Source organism: Pseudoalteromonas sp. HF66, assembly GCF_011806445.1.
Classification (GTDB): domain Bacteria; phylum Pseudomonadota; class Gammaproteobacteria; order Enterobacterales; family Alteromonadaceae; genus Pseudoalteromonas; species Pseudoalteromonas apostichopi.
Genome location: NZ_JAATOU010000022.1, coordinates 47,937 through 62,135 on the forward strand (window position 1 = coordinate 47,937; position 14,199 = coordinate 62,135).

The window sequence follows — 14,199 nt, forward strand, 5'->3', positions numbered from 1 at the left end:
TTAACTCGTAATAAAACAGTTTCCACTAAACAAGGATCTCAGAAACGGATTTCACTCTTTTCAAATTTTAAGGTAATTATTATGAAGCAGTTAAGCACAACAATCGCAATTTTAGCACTAGCAACATCATCGGCAGCTTTTGCACAAGGTGTAAGCTTTGCAACTTTTGACACCGACGGTGATGGCGTGATCAGTAAAGAAGAAGCGTCTGCAAATATGCAGCTTGAAAAGTTATTTCCAAAGCTAGATAGCGATGGTAATGGCGAGCTTTCGAAAGAAGAATTCGCACAGATTCAATAGAATCTTTTTGAAAAGTTAGGTACTTTCACTTCAAGAGTCGTAAAGCAGCCGTTATGGCTGCTTTTTTCGTTTATAAGCTCTCGTTTACAAGAAGATCGCACTTACCTGAAACAGCTTTTCAACAACCGTAATATGCTTTTTATCAATCAAAAACATGATTACGTGGTCACCAGACTGAATAACGGTATCGTCATGGGCAATCAGTACATCATCGTTACGCACAATAGCACCAATAGTTGTTCCTGCTGGTAGCTTGATATCTGCAATTGCTCGGCCAACAACTTTAGAAGTATGCTCATCACCATGAGCGACAGCTTCAATTGCTTCTGCTGCACCTTTACGTAACGAATAAACATTCACAATGTCACCACGGCGAACATGTGTTAATAGCGCCGAGATTGTTGCTTGTTGGGGCGATATAGCAATATCAATCTCACCACCTTGAACTAAATCAACATAAGCGCCACGCTGAATAAGCACCATGGTCTTTTGTGCGCCCATACGCTTTGCCAGCATCGCAGACATTATGTTTGCTTCATCGTCGTTAGTGACTGCGATGAATACATCAACTTGTTCAATATGTTCTTCAGATAACAGCTCTTGATCAGAGGCATCGCCACAAAATACCACGGTGTTATCAAGCATTTCAGAGAGCTGCGCAGCACGCTCTTTATTGCGCTCAAGCAGCTTCACGCTGTGGTTTTTCTCAAGTGAACGCGCAAGGCCCGCACCGATATTACCACCACCGGCAATCATGATCTTTTTGTATGAACGTTCGAGTTTTTGAAGTTCATTCATTACTGCTCGAATGTGCTTGGTTGCTGCGATAAAGAATACTTCATCGTCAGCTTCAATAACGGTTGTGCCAAGCGGCTTTATAGCTTTACCTTGACGATAAATAGCCGCTACACGGGTTTCGACATTCGGAATATGTTCTTTCAAGGCCGAAAGTGCATAACCAACCAGCAAGCCACCGTAATACGCTTTCACCGCAACCAGCGATAACATGCCATCAGCGAATTGTAATACTTGTAAAGCACCCGGATAATCGATTAAGCGACGAATATATTTAGTCACCAACGCTTCAGGAGCAATGTAGTGATCAACAGGTAAGTCATCGTTATGGAATAGCTTCTCACGATACTTTAAGTATTGCTCTGAGCGAATACGGGCAATTTTGGTTGGTGTATTAAAAATACTATAGGCCACTTGGCAAGCAACCATGTTCACTTCGTCAGAACTGGTTACGGCAATAATCATATCGGCGTCTTCGGCACCTGCACGACGCAATACATCCGGATGAGCACTGTGGCCAGTAACACCTTGTAAGTCATACTTATCTTGTAACTCTCGCAAACGGTTACCGTCGATATCGACAACGGTGATCTCATTTTGCTCACCGACGAGGTTTTCTGCCAATGTGCCACCAACTTGTCCGGCACCGAGTATGATTATTTTCATAGCTTGTTCTTATTAGTGTTTTTTAACTAGCTTTGCGTAGTAGAAACCGTCACTTTCACCAGGCAGTAATTGTAGGCCAGGTATCGTTGGGGTGTCGTTTTCATGCAAAGGTATGTGTTCAGCACTTGGATTATTGGCAAGGAACTTAGCAACTTGTTGTTGGTTCTCTTGCGGTAATACAGAGCAGGTCGCGTAAACTAACGTACCACCAGGCTTGAGTAGAGGCCAGATGCTATTTAGGATATCGCCTTGTAAATTAGCCAGATCTTCAATATCAGATGCACGACGTAGCCATTTTATATCAGGATGGCGACGGATTACGCCCGTTGCTGAGCAGGGCACATCAAGCAAAATACGGTCGAATTGCTGTTCATCCCACCAAATATGTGGCTGTGATGCATCTGCACATTGTAGATCAGCAGTTAAGCCAATACGCACTAAGTTTTGTTTAACGCGTTCTAGGCGTTCGCTGTCGCTATCAAGTGCTAATACGTCGGCATCAGCAAGCTCTAGAATATGGCACGTTTTACCACCTGGCGCTGCACATGCATCTAAAATGACATCATCATTTTCTGGTGCTAGGAAACGCGCAGCTAATTGTGCCGCGGCATCTTGTACTGAGCAGGCGCCAGTATCAAACTCTGGTAATGCGTATACATCACAAGGTTTTGCTAGCTTAATACCATCAGGAAAATTCGCATTGAGGGTATGCTCAATATCATTCGCTTTAAGCATCTCACTGTATTCTTGGGTGCTGTATTGCGCTTGATTTACTCGTAACCACATAGGAGCTTGAAGCTGATTCGCCTCAAGGATTTCTTGCCAATTATCAGGGTAGGCAGCGGTTACTTGTTTGATAAACCAACCTGGGTGGTTAAATTTGCAAACAGGAATTTGCTGTGCTTTTTCTTCAAGCTCAGCTTGTTCACGTTGGAAACTGCGTAAAATAGCGTTAATCAGGCCTTTTAAACCAAGAGCGCGCATTTGCTGAAGCGCATTAACCGTTTCGCTGATTGCCGCATGAGGCGGTACACGCATGTGTTGAAGTTGGTAAATACCCACATACAACAAGAATTGGAAAATACGGCGCTTGCCTTTTAGCGGTTGATCTAAAAGTTGCTGGCAATAATTTTCTAGGCTAGGTAAATAGCGCAGCACACCGTAACAAATCTGTTGCAGCAGGGCTTTATCTTTAGGTGATAATCCTTGGCTTGCAAAAGGTAGTTCTTGATTAAGTGATGCACCTTTATCGACCACGTTGTAGAGGGTTTCAGCAGCAAGTGCTCTTACATTACTCATTGCTTTGACCTAATACTGAGCCAGGTTCAACCCAATCACTGCGACCATTTAGAAAGTCACTAACAGCCATTGGTTTTTTACCTTGTGGTTGAAGAAGGGTGATTTTAAGTGCACCTTGCCCACAGGCGACTAAGATACCTTGCTTATCAGCAGCAATGATTTCACCTGCTTGCGCACTTTGCGATACAACTTCTGCCTGCCAAATTTTTACTGTTTGTCCTGCCATTTCGGTAAAGCAAACAGGCCATGGGTTAAAGGCACGGATATTACGCTCAATTTGCTCAGCATCCATTGACCAATCAATATTGGCTTCATCTTTAGATAACTTTTTCGCGTAATTTGCTTGCGTGTCATCTTGCTTTTCTGGCGTGATTTCACCTGCAGCAAGGCGATTAATAGTACTAATCAGTGCATCAGGACCTAGCGCAGCTAGTTTATTGTATAAAGAGCTACTGGTTTCTGTGCTATCAATCGGACAGCGGCTGATATGCAGCATGTCGCCTGTATCTAAGCCTTCATCCATTTGCATTATTGTTACACCTGTTTCACGGTCGCCAGCCCAAATAGCACGCTGAATAGGCGCTGCACCACGCCAGCGAGGTAAAATAGAACCATGCACATTTAAGCACCCTAAGCGCGGAGCATCTAAAATAGCTTTTGGTAATAATAAGCCGTATGCCACCACAATCATGATATCTGCGTTTAGGCTTGTAAGTTCTGCAAGCGCTTCATCAGATTTTAGTGATTGCGGTTGAAATACAGGTAAGTCATGGGCAAGTGCTAGCTCTTTAACTTCACTGGCTTTTAGCTTTTTACCTCGGCCCGCAGGGCGATCTGGTTGGCTATAAACACCAACAACGTCGTGCTCTGAGTCAATCAGTGCTTGTAAATGGCGCGCAGCGAAGTCCGGCGTACCAGCAAAAATAATGCGTAATGGTTGTGTCACAGATATTCCTATTGATGAACTTATGATTTAGCAGCCAGCTTAGCTTCTTTTTCAAGCTTTTTACGGATACGTTGGCGCTTTAAAGGCGATAGATAATCAATAAAAAGAGTGCCTTTAAGGTGATCAAGCTCATGCTGAATACAAATCGCTAATAGCTCGTCAGCGTCTAAGCTGAATTCTTCACCATTTTCATTAAGCGCTTTAACAGTAACAGTTTCTGCGCGGTCAACTTTTGCGTATGAATAAGGGACTGATAAACAGCCTTCTTCACTGACTGTTGAGCCATCTTTCTTAGTGATTTCTGGGTTGATTAATACTAACGGTTGGTCGCGCTCTTCAGATACGTCGATCACCACAATTCGCTGGTGGATATCTACTTGCGTTGCTGCTAAGCCGATACCGTTTTCGTCATACATAGTTTCAAGCATGTCTTTGACGATTTGACGAACTTCATCGTTTACTTCTGGTACTTCTTTCGCGATTGTACGCAAACGCTCATCCGGAAATCTCAAAACTTCTAACCTAGCCATAGTTACCTTTTACACTTGTGATTCATTTAGGGTATTGTATGCTCTTATTTTAGCCATTCGTGTTCACCTTTAACAGGTTTTGGTCGATAATAATCTAAAAACAACTCAAGGAAGCCAAATGAGATACCCACTAGTTGCGGCTTTGTTAGCCTTTAGCTGTGCTTTTTCGGTAGCTGCTGATGTCTTAACAATTAAAAAAGATGCGCCAAAACAATATGTTGTAAAAAAAGGTGACACGCTTTGGGATATCTCTGGCGTGTATCTTGACCAGCCTTGGCAATGGCCTGATTTGTGGCAGATGAACCCGCAAATCGCGAATCCGCATTTAATATACCCGGGTGATGCGCTCAGTTTAATTTACGATAAAGACGGAAATCCACGTTTAGTTAAAAATCCGCGTTATAAAAAGCTCTCTCCTGAAGGGCGAATTACACCAAAGGGTAAGCAAGCTGTGCCAACGTTGCCTTTGGAGTTGTTACGCCCATATTTGACTTATGAGCAAGCAATTAGCGCCGATATTATTGCACAAAAGCCGTATATTTTAGGTGCCAGCGTTAATACCAAAATGAACACTATTGGTCACACTCTTTACGTTAAAGGTGATTTAACACTAAACGAGGCTTATGGTGTATACCGTAAAGGTAATGACCTTGTCGATCCAAATACAAATGAAGTACTGGCGAACAAAGCGGAGCTTGTGGCGATTGTTCGAGCATTTAGAAGCGGTGATGCGGAAAACGGTGTACCTGCCTCTGTCAAGGTTGAGTTGGTAAAACAAGAGATCAAGCCTAATGACTTCTTAATGCCAGCAATGGAAGGGCAAATGATGCCTGCCTATTTCACTATGAAGCGCCCAGAAGTTGCTTTAGATGGCACTATTATCGCCGCAGCTAATGAAATGCGTGAATTTAGTACCATGGATATTGTTGTACTAAACTTAGGTGCTGACCAAGTGAAGCCAGGTTTTGTACTTGATATTCAACGTCAATCACCAGAAGTGTATGACGGTCGCAATGGTCCGCGTTACCGCGAAGATTCTAACAGCCTAGAGAAGTTCATGACTGATGCAAATGAGCTTTTCGGTATTGAAAGTGATGAAGACAGTAATGTATGGCATATGCCAAAGGAAAAAGTCGGTGAGCTAATGGTGTTTAAGGTATATGACAACGTTAGCTATGCACTGATAGTGAAAAATCAGCATCCGATCCGAGTTGGAGATTATGCAGTTATAAACTAACTCACAAATTGGGCGCTCTAAGGAGGGAGCATGGCACAGGTTTCAGGCAAGCTATCCCATTGGCTTGCCTTTTATTTATGTAAAGGGCTTGGGATCAAAAGTCTTCTTGCATTAAGTCAAAAACAGCCGCTGGGAGAGTTATTTACATTAACTACCTCAGAGCTGCAGCAGCTCGGCTTATCAAAGAGCCAAGCCAATAACTTAGTTAATACTGACTGGCAGTTAGTTGCACACTATCAAGCGCAGATAGCTAAGCTGCAAATCAAGGTCATTAGTTATTTTGATGACAGCTATCCGCCGTTACTCAAGCAAATAGCCAGCGCTCCTATATTATTGTTTTGTTTAGGTAACACGGAACTATTACTGTCACCGCAAATAGCTATTGTTGGTAGCCGTAATGCAACACCTACAGGAATTGAAGTAGCCGCCGAGTTTGCCCATCAACTTTGTTCTGTTGGAATGACAGTTACATCAGGTATGGCTATGGGGATTGATGGCGCTGCTCATAAAGGCGCATTAGCGGGCTCTGGCAATACCATAGCTGTACTTGGCACGGGTATCGATATTGCTTATCCAAGACGCCATAGCTTACTTATCAAACAAGTTGCAGAGCGGGGCTTGTTGGTTACTGAATTCCTACCTGGCACGGCTGCTAATGCAGCGAACTTTCCGCGCCGAAACCGTATTATCTCTGGGCTGTCATTAGGAGTACTGATTGTTGAGGCGCAAATTAAAAGTGGCTCACTGGTAACGGTACGCTATGCGCTTGAGCAGAATAAAGAGGTGTTTGCAGTGCCAGGCTCGATAAAAAGTCCACTTTCAGAAGCAAGTCATTTTTTAATTAAGCAAGGCGCTAAATTGACAGAAAATATTAGTGATATTCTTGATGAAGTGAGCTTTTTCTGTGAAAACAGTCTATATAGTATAGAACAGCCTATTGCAGATGAACCCGACTGCCCAGTGTTCAAAAGTATAGGGTATGAGGTTACAAGTGTTGATCAAATAACACAGCGAAGCCAATTACCAGTAAACGAAGTACAAGCTCGGTTACTCGACTTAGAGCTCGCAGATAAAATCGAACGAGTACTCGATGGTTATATAAGACTAGGAGGACATAAACATGTTTGACATCCTCATGTATCTTTTTGAAAACTATATCCATAGTGAAGCTGAAATCTTTACTGAAGAGAATGAGCTTACCGATGAGTTAGTTCGTGCTGGCTTCAATAAACCTGAAATCTACAAAGCCCTTGATTGGTTAGAGCAATTGGCTGATTTGCAACAAAGCGACATCTATCCATACCTTAATGCCCAGCCACAACATGCCATGCGTATTTACACCGATAGTGAATGCCAAATGCTGAGTGTTGAGTGTCGTGGTTTTTTAATGTTTATCGAGCAAATTGGTGTAATTAACACCGTAACTCGTGAAATGGTTATAGACAGACTGTGTGCTTTGGATAAACCATATATTTCTTTGGAAGATCTAAAGTGGGTGGTCCTTATGGTGTTATTTAATGTGCCGGGCTCAGAGCAAGCTTACGCGCAAATGGAAGACTTAATATTTGACGAACCAGCGGATGTATTACATTAGTTCGACTTTGCTTGTATCTTTGTTGAGTTTGGGTATATTAGGCGAAAATTAGCCAACCCCACAGGAATCTTATGAGTAAAATCGACCATTCTCTTTTTTCTGCAGATAAACATGCACTCGAAAAAGAGTATGAGGTTTGCCCTAAATGCGGTTCTGAATTGGTTATGCGCAACTCAAAGTCAGGCCCTTTTTTAGGCTGTGCCAGTTACCCCAAGTGTGACTACATCCGTCCTTTAGCACATCATGATAGCCAACAAATAAAAGTTCTCGAAGACAGTGCCTGTCCTGAGTGTGGCAAACCATTGGTAATTAAAAATGGCCGTTATGGCATGTTTATCGGTTGTACTGGTTACCCAGAATGCCATTATATTGCTCATGATGAAGAGCCTGACGATGCCCCTAAATTACCTACTTGCCCTAAATGCAAAAAAGGTCAGCTGGTTGCGCGTAGTAATAAGTTTGGCAAAACCTTTTATTCTTGTGATAGCTATCCGCGTTGTAAATATACACTTAATCATAAACCCGTGGCGACCGAGTGTCCGGCCTGTCATTGGCCAATTATGACCGAAAAGAAAACAGCTTCAGGTGTTGTGTTACAATGCCCTCAGAAGTCGTGTATGCATAAGTTAGTCGAGTCTTAATGTACTTGTAATTCGTTTTTTAGGAGAGTTTCTTTGTCTGATCCTGTTGCACAACCAACCAATGCAATTGATGCTTTGCAGCAAGGTGGCGTGATTGTTTATCCAACCGAAGCTGTTTTTGGTCTTGGTTGCGATCCTGATAACCAAGCCGCGGTTGAAAAGCTTTTAGCCATCAAACAACGCCCTGTAAAAAAAGGCTTAATTTTAATTGCTGACAATTATGGCCAGTTATTAAAGTATGTAGATGATGCCAAAATCCCAATGGATAAACGTGCTGATATCTTTTCACAATGGCCTGGAGCTATCACATGGGTGATGCCGGCTGCAAAAGAAACGCCAAAGTGGTTAACAGGTCAGTTTGATACTATTGCTGTGCGTGTTACTGATCATCCGACGGTAAAAGCTTTGTGTCAGCAATTTGGTAAGCCTTTGGTTTCAACAAGTGCAAACTTAACTGGTCAAGAAACGGTAATGACTATCGCACAAGCGAAAAGCGAATTTGCTGATACGGTAGATTTTTATGTTGATGAGCCGTTAGGTGGCAACAGCCAACCAAGTGTGATCAAAGACGCAGCGACCGGAAAAGTATTTAGAGGATAAACATGCAAAGCGAGCTACTCGAACAAGTTAAAACCTATTTAATGGCCTTGCAAGATACAATTTGTCAGGGCCTTGAAAGTGCCGACGGCAAAGCAAAGTTTGTTGAAGATAATTGGCAACGTGCAGAAGGCGGCGGTGGCCGTACTCGTGTTATCCAAGGTGGCAATGTCATTGAACAGGGTGGGGTGAATTACTCGCATGTGTTTGGTGCTTCAATGCCAGCATCAGCAACAGCGCATCGTCCAGAGCTCGCTGGTCGTAGCTTTCATGCATGCGGTGTGTCATTAGTGATCCATCCTAATAACCCACATATTCCAACTAGCCATGCCAACGTGCGTTTCTTTATTGCCGAAAAAGAAGGCGAAGAGCCAATTTGGTGGTTTGGTGGCGGTTTTGATTTAACGCCTTTTTACCCTGTATTTGAAGATGTACAACATTGGCATCAGGTGGCAAGCGATTTATGCCAGCCATTTTGTGCAGAGGTTTACGACAAATATAAAAACTGGTGTGATGATTACTTTTATTTAAAACACCGCGACGAAACACGTGGTGTTGGTGGCTTATTTTTTGATGATTTAAATGAGCTTGGCTTTGAACAAAGCTTTGCTTTCATGCAGGCGGTAGGAAATGGTTATTTAGATGCTTACCTACCTATTATTGAGCGCCGTAAAGACACGCCAATAACTGAGCAACAACGCGACTTCCAATTGTATCGTCGTGGTCGTTATGTTGAGTTTAATCTTGTTTGGGACCGCGGAACATTATTTGGCTTACAAACAGGTGGACGCACTGAGTCTATCTTAATGTCGATGCCACCACTAGCACGTTGGGAATATAACTATGTACCAGCTGCAGACAGCCCAGAGGCTAAGCTGTATCAGTACTATTTACGCCCTCAAGACTGGTTAAATAGCAAAGAATCTGATCTAGTTGCACGCCAGTGGCAGCTTTAATCAAGTATTGAAACCACTCTAATCAACATTATGTTGTCACCCTCAACTAGGGTGGCAACACTGTCACTGTTAGGCAGCCCTGCCAATACACTAAATAGCACTTCTGCTTTTAATATCTCTAGCTGATCAGATGTTGTATCAATAGGTGCGCTAACCTGTGTTAAGCACTGACTGATATCACAGGCATAGAAATCAAGTTTCACTTCAAAATATTCAGGGTGCTGAATAAGCTTATCAAAACCATCAACAATACTTTGTTCAAGCTTATCGCTTTGTGACGTTTTACCTTGGCTGAGAAGTGATTGAGCAATTTCCTGAATATCGTCATGATAAATGTATTCATTAATAGTGCTTATTTGATTAGCGGAATCATTCACGCTGTACTGATAGGTCAATAGTAGCGCCGCACTAATACCAATGCAGACTAAAAGAGTTGTTATAAATTTCATTTAAACATCCTTATTTACTATGAAATACTCATAACAACTCTAGCAGTTGCATAAAAAACGTGCAATTTAGCTTAATTTAAAGCGCCTTACTTGCTCATCCAGTGAACGTGCTAACGACAACAGCTCTTCACTGACTTTTTGGTTTTCATGCGCATCGACTAATGAGTGCTCGGCATTATCACTAATTGCTATAACGCTTTGGTTAATTTCTTCAGCCGCCAAATTTTGCTGTTCAGTGGCATCAGCAATTTGCACGTTAAGCTGATTTATCTCACTCATTTGTGAAGAAATATCACGTAATGCTTTAGCTACTTGCTTAACTTGGACTGCACGCTCGTCTGCTTCTTCACAAGAGTTATTCATAGTATTAACGGTGTGTGCCGCTTCACTTTGTAATTTGTCTATAGTGCGGCGAATTTCGTCGGTTGAGTCATGGGTGCGGGTTGCCAAAGTGCGCACTTCATCGGCTACAACGGCAAATCCTCGACCAGCTTCTCCTGCACGGGCGGCTTCAATAGCCGCATTGAGCGCAAGTAAGTTAGTTTGTTCAGCAATACTACTGATCACCTCAAGTACTTTACCAACGTCTAACGTTTGGGTTTGTAATTGAGTTACTTGCTCGGCGGCCGCTCTAACATCAGCCGCAAGTTGATTGATACTTTGCTCAGTGTGCTCTGCAACATGCAAGCTTTGCTGTGCAAGTTGGTTACTGTGTTCTGATTTCTCAGAAGCAAAATGCGTGGTGTTTTTAACTTCGCTTGATGAACTTTCGAGTTCATTGATGGCGGCAGCGACAGAGTCTGTTCCTTGCTTTTGCTTTAAGATAGCCTGTTCCGTGGCATCTGCTGAGGCATAAATGCTTTCGGCTGAATGGATCAATACCTTAGAAGAGTGGGAAACCTGCGCAATATTATCCTTAAAGGCGCCAATCATGTGATTAAAGCTGGTGGCAAGTGAGCTCAGTTCGTCATTATTGCAGTCGTCTACAGTGAGGCTTAAATCTTTATTGGTGGTTGCTAAGTGCATAGTATGACTAATGACTTTCAAGCGTTTAATAAATACTTTTCTAAACATCACTGCCAGCAGTGAAAATGCAGAAATGAAAATAGCAGTTAATAGCAGTGTATTCATTAAGGTGTTTTGTGATACTTCTTGCTCAATATCAGCCAACGAATAACTAATTTTTACTACTCCTAATACATCACCTTCCTGCGCTTGATGGCAGCCTAAGCAATTAGTGCCTTTATAATCACTGCGAGCAAACATAGGCTTCAGATAGGTCATCGTGCTATTTTGATTATCAATAAATAATGCTTCAGTACCTGTCAGTGCTTTTCGCTCAGTATCGTTAGTCGCAACCTGGTTGGCATTTCCTGACCCATAAATTTTATTAACGATTGGACTACGTATGATATGGGCATCTTCAATATTAGGGTGGCTTCTTAATTTAGTACTCAGAATTTCACGATTAGCCATAGTGCCAGTTAGCATCATGGTGTTAATAGAATCAAAGTAATTATCGGCAAGCAGTTTTATGTTACTTTCAACGGTATCTTGCGCTAATTCATGTTGTTGCTGGGCGCTGCTGAATATACTGGCAAATAATACCAATACGCCTGTCAGTGCCAACAGGGCATAAATTTTAAATTGGATTGATTTCATGCGACGACGCTTTTTCTAAATTAAGGAAAATTTATTATCTTTATTTAAAAAAAGCGTACATTGATATAGCGCAAAGCTTAGTTAGTTTTGATTGATCATATGGCTGGCGAGTTGCGATAAAGATTGTCTTAACCCTTCGCGAAGTAGTGGGTTATCAATTTCGATATCGAGCGTTTTATTCATACAATGCATCCATTGGTCACGTAAGTCTTGATCAATAGGGAAAGGCATGTGACGCTTTCTTAGCATCGGGTGACCATATTTTTCAACAAATAGGTCGGGGCCGCCCAGCCAGCCAGATAAAAACTCAAAGAATACTTGGCGAATTCTATCTAAAGGCTGAGGATGCATATCATATAATGGTTTGGCGTATTCATCAGTGGCCATTATGTCGTAAAATCGATTTGCAATTGCTCGAGCTCCTGCTTCACCACCAATAATTTCATAAGGTGTTTTTTCTGGGGTAGGCGTTTCAGGCATTGGTTTCGATTTAGAAAAAAGTCGTTTAATCATAATATTAATAAAGCTCTACAGGGCGAAGAGGTTGCTTCACTATGGACAAATACGCGGTTTTTGGAAATCCAATCAAACATTCGAAATCACCCGCAATACACGCACAATTTGCTGCATCATTAAACGAGCAAATCGAATACAGCGCCATTTTAGCACCAACAGATGCATTTGAAAAAACTGTCACTGGGTTTTTCGCTGCTGGTGGTAAAGGGGCTAATGTCACTTTGCCATTTAAAGAGCAGGCTTTTGCCATGGTAGATGAACTAACAGAACAAGCAAAAATAGCCGAGGCCGTTAATACCATTAAACAACTCGAAGATGGCCGCTTACTCGGTGATAACACCGATGGTGTAGGGCTGGTTAAAGACCTTTTAGCCAATAATGTCACTTTAAAAGGTCAGCGAGTACTTCTTATTGGAGCGGGTGGTGCGGCGAGAGGTGTCATTCAACCATTATTGAATGAACAAATCGAAAGCTTAACAATAGCCAACCGTACCGTTGAGAAAGCGCAAGCACTTGCAAGTCATTTTAAGGGGGAGATAGATGTGCAAGGTTGTGGTTTAAATGATATCCCAGCAAGTAACTATAATGTGGTTATCAATTCTACATCAAGTAGTGTAACTGGAGACTTGCCAGGTATAGCACAGCAGCACGTTGCAAAGTGTCAGTGCGCATACGATATGTTTTACGCGAATGATGATACGGCATTCATTAGTTGGGTTAAGTCGATTAACCCAACATGTTTAACACTCGATGGTTGTGGCATGCTGGTTGGCCAAGCTGCACAAGCTTATTTTGTATGGCGCAATAAAATGCCAGAAATTCTTCCCATTGTGAACGCGCTTAAAGCAGGAGAAATTGCGTGAATCAAGCTATCCAATTTATCGACCGACTTGAATTTAAGCCCGATGAAAAGCAGTTGGTGTTCTTTGCTCAAGTAAGTGGCTTGATGGTGGAGTGTATTATTGATACCAGCAAGTATGATTTTGCCGCCCAAAGCAGCGCAGTTAATTACTTTGAATCTTATCGTTTCGATTACGAAGAGCTCGCCGAGAAACTGATCGAAGATGAACAGTATAACTCGGCAGGACAAATTGAATTAACCGAGGTGTTTTAGCCCTCAGCTAAGTATTCATCTTTAAGCTGAACATAATTGTCAGCAGAAATTTTTAAAAAGGCGCGCTCTTGTTCTGTTAAAGGGCGGGCCTGTTTAACCGGACTACCTACATATAAGTAACCTGACTCTAAACGCTTATTAGGTGGGACCAATGAACCACCACCAATGATCACATCATCTTCAACAATTGCATTGTCCATCACTATTGCACCCATCCCCACAAGAATACGATTACCAAGTTGGCAGCCGTGTAGCATGACTTTATGGCCAACAGTGACATCATCTCCAATTATAAGAGGGTAACCATCTGGATTTGACTTAGAGGCACGAGTTAAATGTAAAACACTGCCGTCTTGAATGTTCGTACGCTCACCAATACGGATATAGTTAACATCACCACGCGCAGCAACAAGAGGCCAAACACTTGAATCCTTGCCAAGCGAAATATCACCTACTAAAACTGATGACTCATCAATATAAACACTATTATCGAATGTCGGAGTGATCCCTTTATAAGAACGGATAGTCATAAATTCACCTTAAATTTTAAAAATGCGCTCAGTCTAGTGTAACAGCGAAGCAAAGAAATACATCAAAAGGCCCCTAATTTGATTGTAAAACACCCAGTTTCAGGGTGTTTAGTTCAAAAGCTGAGCGAACAGTACATTTTTTTAAATTTTATTGAAAAAAGTGCTTGCGTAAAAAATCCATCTCCCTATAATGCGACCCCACTGACACGGCGGGCAGCAACGAAAGACGCTGAACAACGTAGCAGAGAGTTAAGTGAAACTTCGGTTTCAAATTATCGAAAGAAAGTTTGAAATTAAGTGTTGACTCGAAAAATTAAGGATGTATTATACGCATCCCTAGCGACAACGTCGCAACGTTCTTTAACAA

17 protein-coding genes are annotated in these 14,199 nt (G+C 42.2%); 9 read left to right on the forward strand and 8 right to left on the reverse strand.

What is annotated here, in order from left to right; genetic code table 11:
* Positions 1-81 precede the first annotated feature (81 nt).
* Positions 82-300, forward strand: a complete 219-nt coding sequence (locus HCZ11_RS17055) for an EF-hand domain-containing protein (RefSeq protein ID WP_167659037.1) — start codon at positions 82-84, stop codon at positions 298-300.
* A gap of 84 nt (positions 301-384) precedes the next feature.
* On the opposite strand, the gene trkA is transcribed toward HCZ11_RS17055, so the two are convergent.
* From trkA to def, 4 genes are read right to left on the reverse strand one after another with little or no spacing between them, the layout of a single operon-like run.
* Entirely contained in the window at positions 385-1,761 is a 1,377-nt protein-coding gene (trkA, locus tag HCZ11_RS17060; protein ID WP_054563775.1) for a Trk system potassium transporter TrkA, read from the reverse strand.
* A gap of 12 nt (positions 1,762-1,773) precedes the next feature.
* On the reverse strand, positions 1,774-3,060 hold the full coding sequence (gene rsmB / locus HCZ11_RS17065) for a 16S rRNA (cytosine(967)-C(5))-methyltransferase RsmB (RefSeq protein ID WP_167659038.1): 1,287 nt from the start codon (positions 3,058-3,060) through the stop codon (positions 1,774-1,776).
* Positions 3,053-4,006: a methionyl-tRNA formyltransferase gene (fmt, locus tag HCZ11_RS17070; protein WP_130050111.1), complete on the reverse strand. Its 954-nt coding sequence runs from the start codon at positions 4,004-4,006 to the stop codon at positions 3,053-3,055. The genes rsmB and fmt overlap by 8 nt, the downstream gene beginning before the upstream one ends.
* Positions 4,007-4,026: 20 nt before the next feature.
* Entirely contained in the window at positions 4,027-4,536 is a 510-nt protein-coding gene (gene def / locus HCZ11_RS17075) for a peptide deformylase (protein WP_054554770.1), read from the reverse strand.
* A gap of 118 nt (positions 4,537-4,654) precedes the next feature.
* Between def and HCZ11_RS17080 the strand changes: the two genes are divergently transcribed.
* The 6 genes from HCZ11_RS17080 to hemF all read left to right on the forward strand — a co-directional run bounded on the left by HCZ11_RS17080 (position 4,655) and on the right by hemF (position 9,561).
* Positions 4,655-5,773: a LysM peptidoglycan-binding domain-containing protein gene (locus HCZ11_RS17080; RefSeq protein ID WP_167659039.1), complete on the forward strand. Its 1,119-nt coding sequence runs from the start codon at positions 4,655-4,657 to the stop codon at positions 5,771-5,773.
* A 30-nt stretch (positions 5,774-5,803) separates the two neighbouring features.
* Complete coding sequence (dprA, locus tag HCZ11_RS17085) at positions 5,804-6,901, forward strand: DNA-processing protein DprA (protein ID WP_167659040.1); 1,098 nt, start codon at positions 5,804-5,806, stop codon at positions 6,899-6,901.
* Positions 6,894-7,367: a DUF494 family protein gene (locus HCZ11_RS17090; protein ID WP_130050108.1), complete on the forward strand. Its 474-nt coding sequence runs from the start codon at positions 6,894-6,896 to the stop codon at positions 7,365-7,367. Before dprA ends, HCZ11_RS17090 begins: the two co-directional genes overlap by 8 nt.
* A 71-nt stretch (positions 7,368-7,438) precedes the next feature.
* A complete protein-coding gene (locus HCZ11_RS17095; RefSeq protein WP_130050107.1) occupies positions 7,439-8,008 on the forward strand; it encodes a type I DNA topoisomerase in 570 nt (189 codons plus the stop codon).
* Between the two features lie 33 nt (positions 8,009-8,041).
* Positions 8,042-8,608 carry an L-threonylcarbamoyladenylate synthase gene (locus HCZ11_RS17100; RefSeq protein ID WP_167659041.1) on the forward strand — a complete coding sequence of 189 codons (567 nt, stop codon included), beginning with the start codon at positions 8,042-8,044 and terminating at the stop codon, positions 8,606-8,608.
* Positions 8,609-8,610: 2 nt separating this feature from the next.
* Positions 8,611-9,561 carry an oxygen-dependent coproporphyrinogen oxidase gene (hemF, locus tag HCZ11_RS17105; RefSeq protein WP_167659042.1) on the forward strand — a complete coding sequence of 317 codons (951 nt, stop codon included), beginning with the start codon at positions 8,611-8,613 and terminating at the stop codon, positions 9,559-9,561.
* Here the strand turns inward: hemF and HCZ11_RS17110 are convergent.
* The 3 genes from HCZ11_RS17110 to HCZ11_RS17120 form a co-directional block, all read right to left on the reverse strand.
* A complete protein-coding gene (locus HCZ11_RS17110) occupies positions 9,558-10,010 on the reverse strand; it encodes a hypothetical protein (protein ID WP_167659043.1) in 453 nt (150 codons plus the stop codon). The two genes, hemF and HCZ11_RS17110, sit on opposite strands and share 4 nt — an antisense overlap.
* A 66-nt stretch (positions 10,011-10,076) precedes the next feature.
* Positions 10,077-11,672 carry a methyl-accepting chemotaxis protein gene (locus HCZ11_RS17115; RefSeq protein ID WP_167659044.1) on the reverse strand — a complete coding sequence of 532 codons (1,596 nt, stop codon included), beginning with the start codon at positions 11,670-11,672 and terminating at the stop codon, positions 10,077-10,079.
* Positions 11,673-11,753: 81 nt separating this feature from the next.
* Positions 11,754-12,185 (reverse strand): group II truncated hemoglobin, encoded by a 432-nt coding sequence (locus HCZ11_RS17120; protein WP_130050102.1) that lies wholly within the window; start codon positions 12,183-12,185, stop codon positions 11,754-11,756.
* 41 nt (positions 12,186-12,226) lie between these two features.
* Between HCZ11_RS17120 and aroE the strand changes: the two genes are divergently transcribed.
* Together aroE and HCZ11_RS17130 are read left to right on the forward strand one after the other, a co-directional pair.
* Entirely contained in the window at positions 12,227-13,051 is an 825-nt protein-coding gene (aroE, locus tag HCZ11_RS17125) for a shikimate dehydrogenase (RefSeq protein ID WP_167659045.1), read from the forward strand.
* A complete protein-coding gene (locus HCZ11_RS17130) occupies positions 13,048-13,302 on the forward strand; it encodes a DUF1488 domain-containing protein (RefSeq protein WP_167659046.1) in 255 nt (84 codons plus the stop codon). Before aroE ends, HCZ11_RS17130 begins: the two co-directional genes overlap by 4 nt.
* Here HCZ11_RS17130 and HCZ11_RS17135 read toward each other — a convergent pair.
* Positions 13,299-13,832 (reverse strand): gamma carbonic anhydrase family protein, encoded by a 534-nt coding sequence (locus HCZ11_RS17135; RefSeq protein WP_130050099.1) that lies wholly within the window; start codon positions 13,830-13,832, stop codon positions 13,299-13,301. The two genes, HCZ11_RS17130 and HCZ11_RS17135, sit on opposite strands and share 4 nt — an antisense overlap.
* Between the last annotated feature and the right edge of the window lie 367 nt (positions 13,833-14,199).

Coding starts and splice junctions, on each gene's coding strand:
- HCZ11_RS17055 (WP_167659037.1), top strand. CDS start 82: ATGAAGCAGTTAAGCACAACAATCGCAATTTTAGCACTAGCAACATCA.
- trkA (WP_054563775.1), bottom strand. CDS start 1,761: ATGAAAATAATCATACTCGGTGCCGGACAAGTTGGTGGCACATTGGCA.
- rsmB (WP_167659038.1), bottom strand. CDS start 3,060: ATGAGTAATGTAAGAGCACTTGCTGCTGAAACCCTCTACAACGTGGTC.
- def (WP_054554770.1), bottom strand. CDS start 4,536: ATGGCTAGGTTAGAAGTTTTGAGATTTCCGGATGAGCGTTTGCGTACA.
- HCZ11_RS17080 (WP_167659039.1), top strand. CDS start 4,655: ATGAGATACCCACTAGTTGCGGCTTTGTTAGCCTTTAGCTGTGCTTTT.
- dprA (WP_167659040.1), top strand. CDS start 5,804: ATGGCACAGGTTTCAGGCAAGCTATCCCATTGGCTTGCCTTTTATTTA.
- HCZ11_RS17090 (WP_130050108.1), top strand. CDS start 6,894: ATGTTTGACATCCTCATGTATCTTTTTGAAAACTATATCCATAGTGAA.
- HCZ11_RS17095 (WP_130050107.1), top strand. CDS start 7,439: ATGAGTAAAATCGACCATTCTCTTTTTTCTGCAGATAAACATGCACTC.
- hemF (WP_167659042.1), top strand. CDS start 8,611: ATGCAAAGCGAGCTACTCGAACAAGTTAAAACCTATTTAATGGCCTTG.
- HCZ11_RS17110 (WP_167659043.1), bottom strand. CDS start 10,010: ATGAAATTTATAACAACTCTTTTAGTCTGCATTGGTATTAGTGCGGCG.
- HCZ11_RS17115 (WP_167659044.1), bottom strand. CDS start 11,672: ATGAAATCAATCCAATTTAAAATTTATGCCCTGTTGGCACTGACAGGC.
- HCZ11_RS17120 (WP_130050102.1), bottom strand. CDS start 12,185: ATGATTAAACGACTTTTTTCTAAATCGAAACCAATGCCTGAAACGCCT.
- aroE (WP_167659045.1), top strand. CDS start 12,227: ATGGACAAATACGCGGTTTTTGGAAATCCAATCAAACATTCGAAATCA.
- HCZ11_RS17135 (WP_130050099.1), bottom strand. CDS start 13,832: ATGACTATCCGTTCTTATAAAGGGATCACTCCGACATTCGATAATAGT.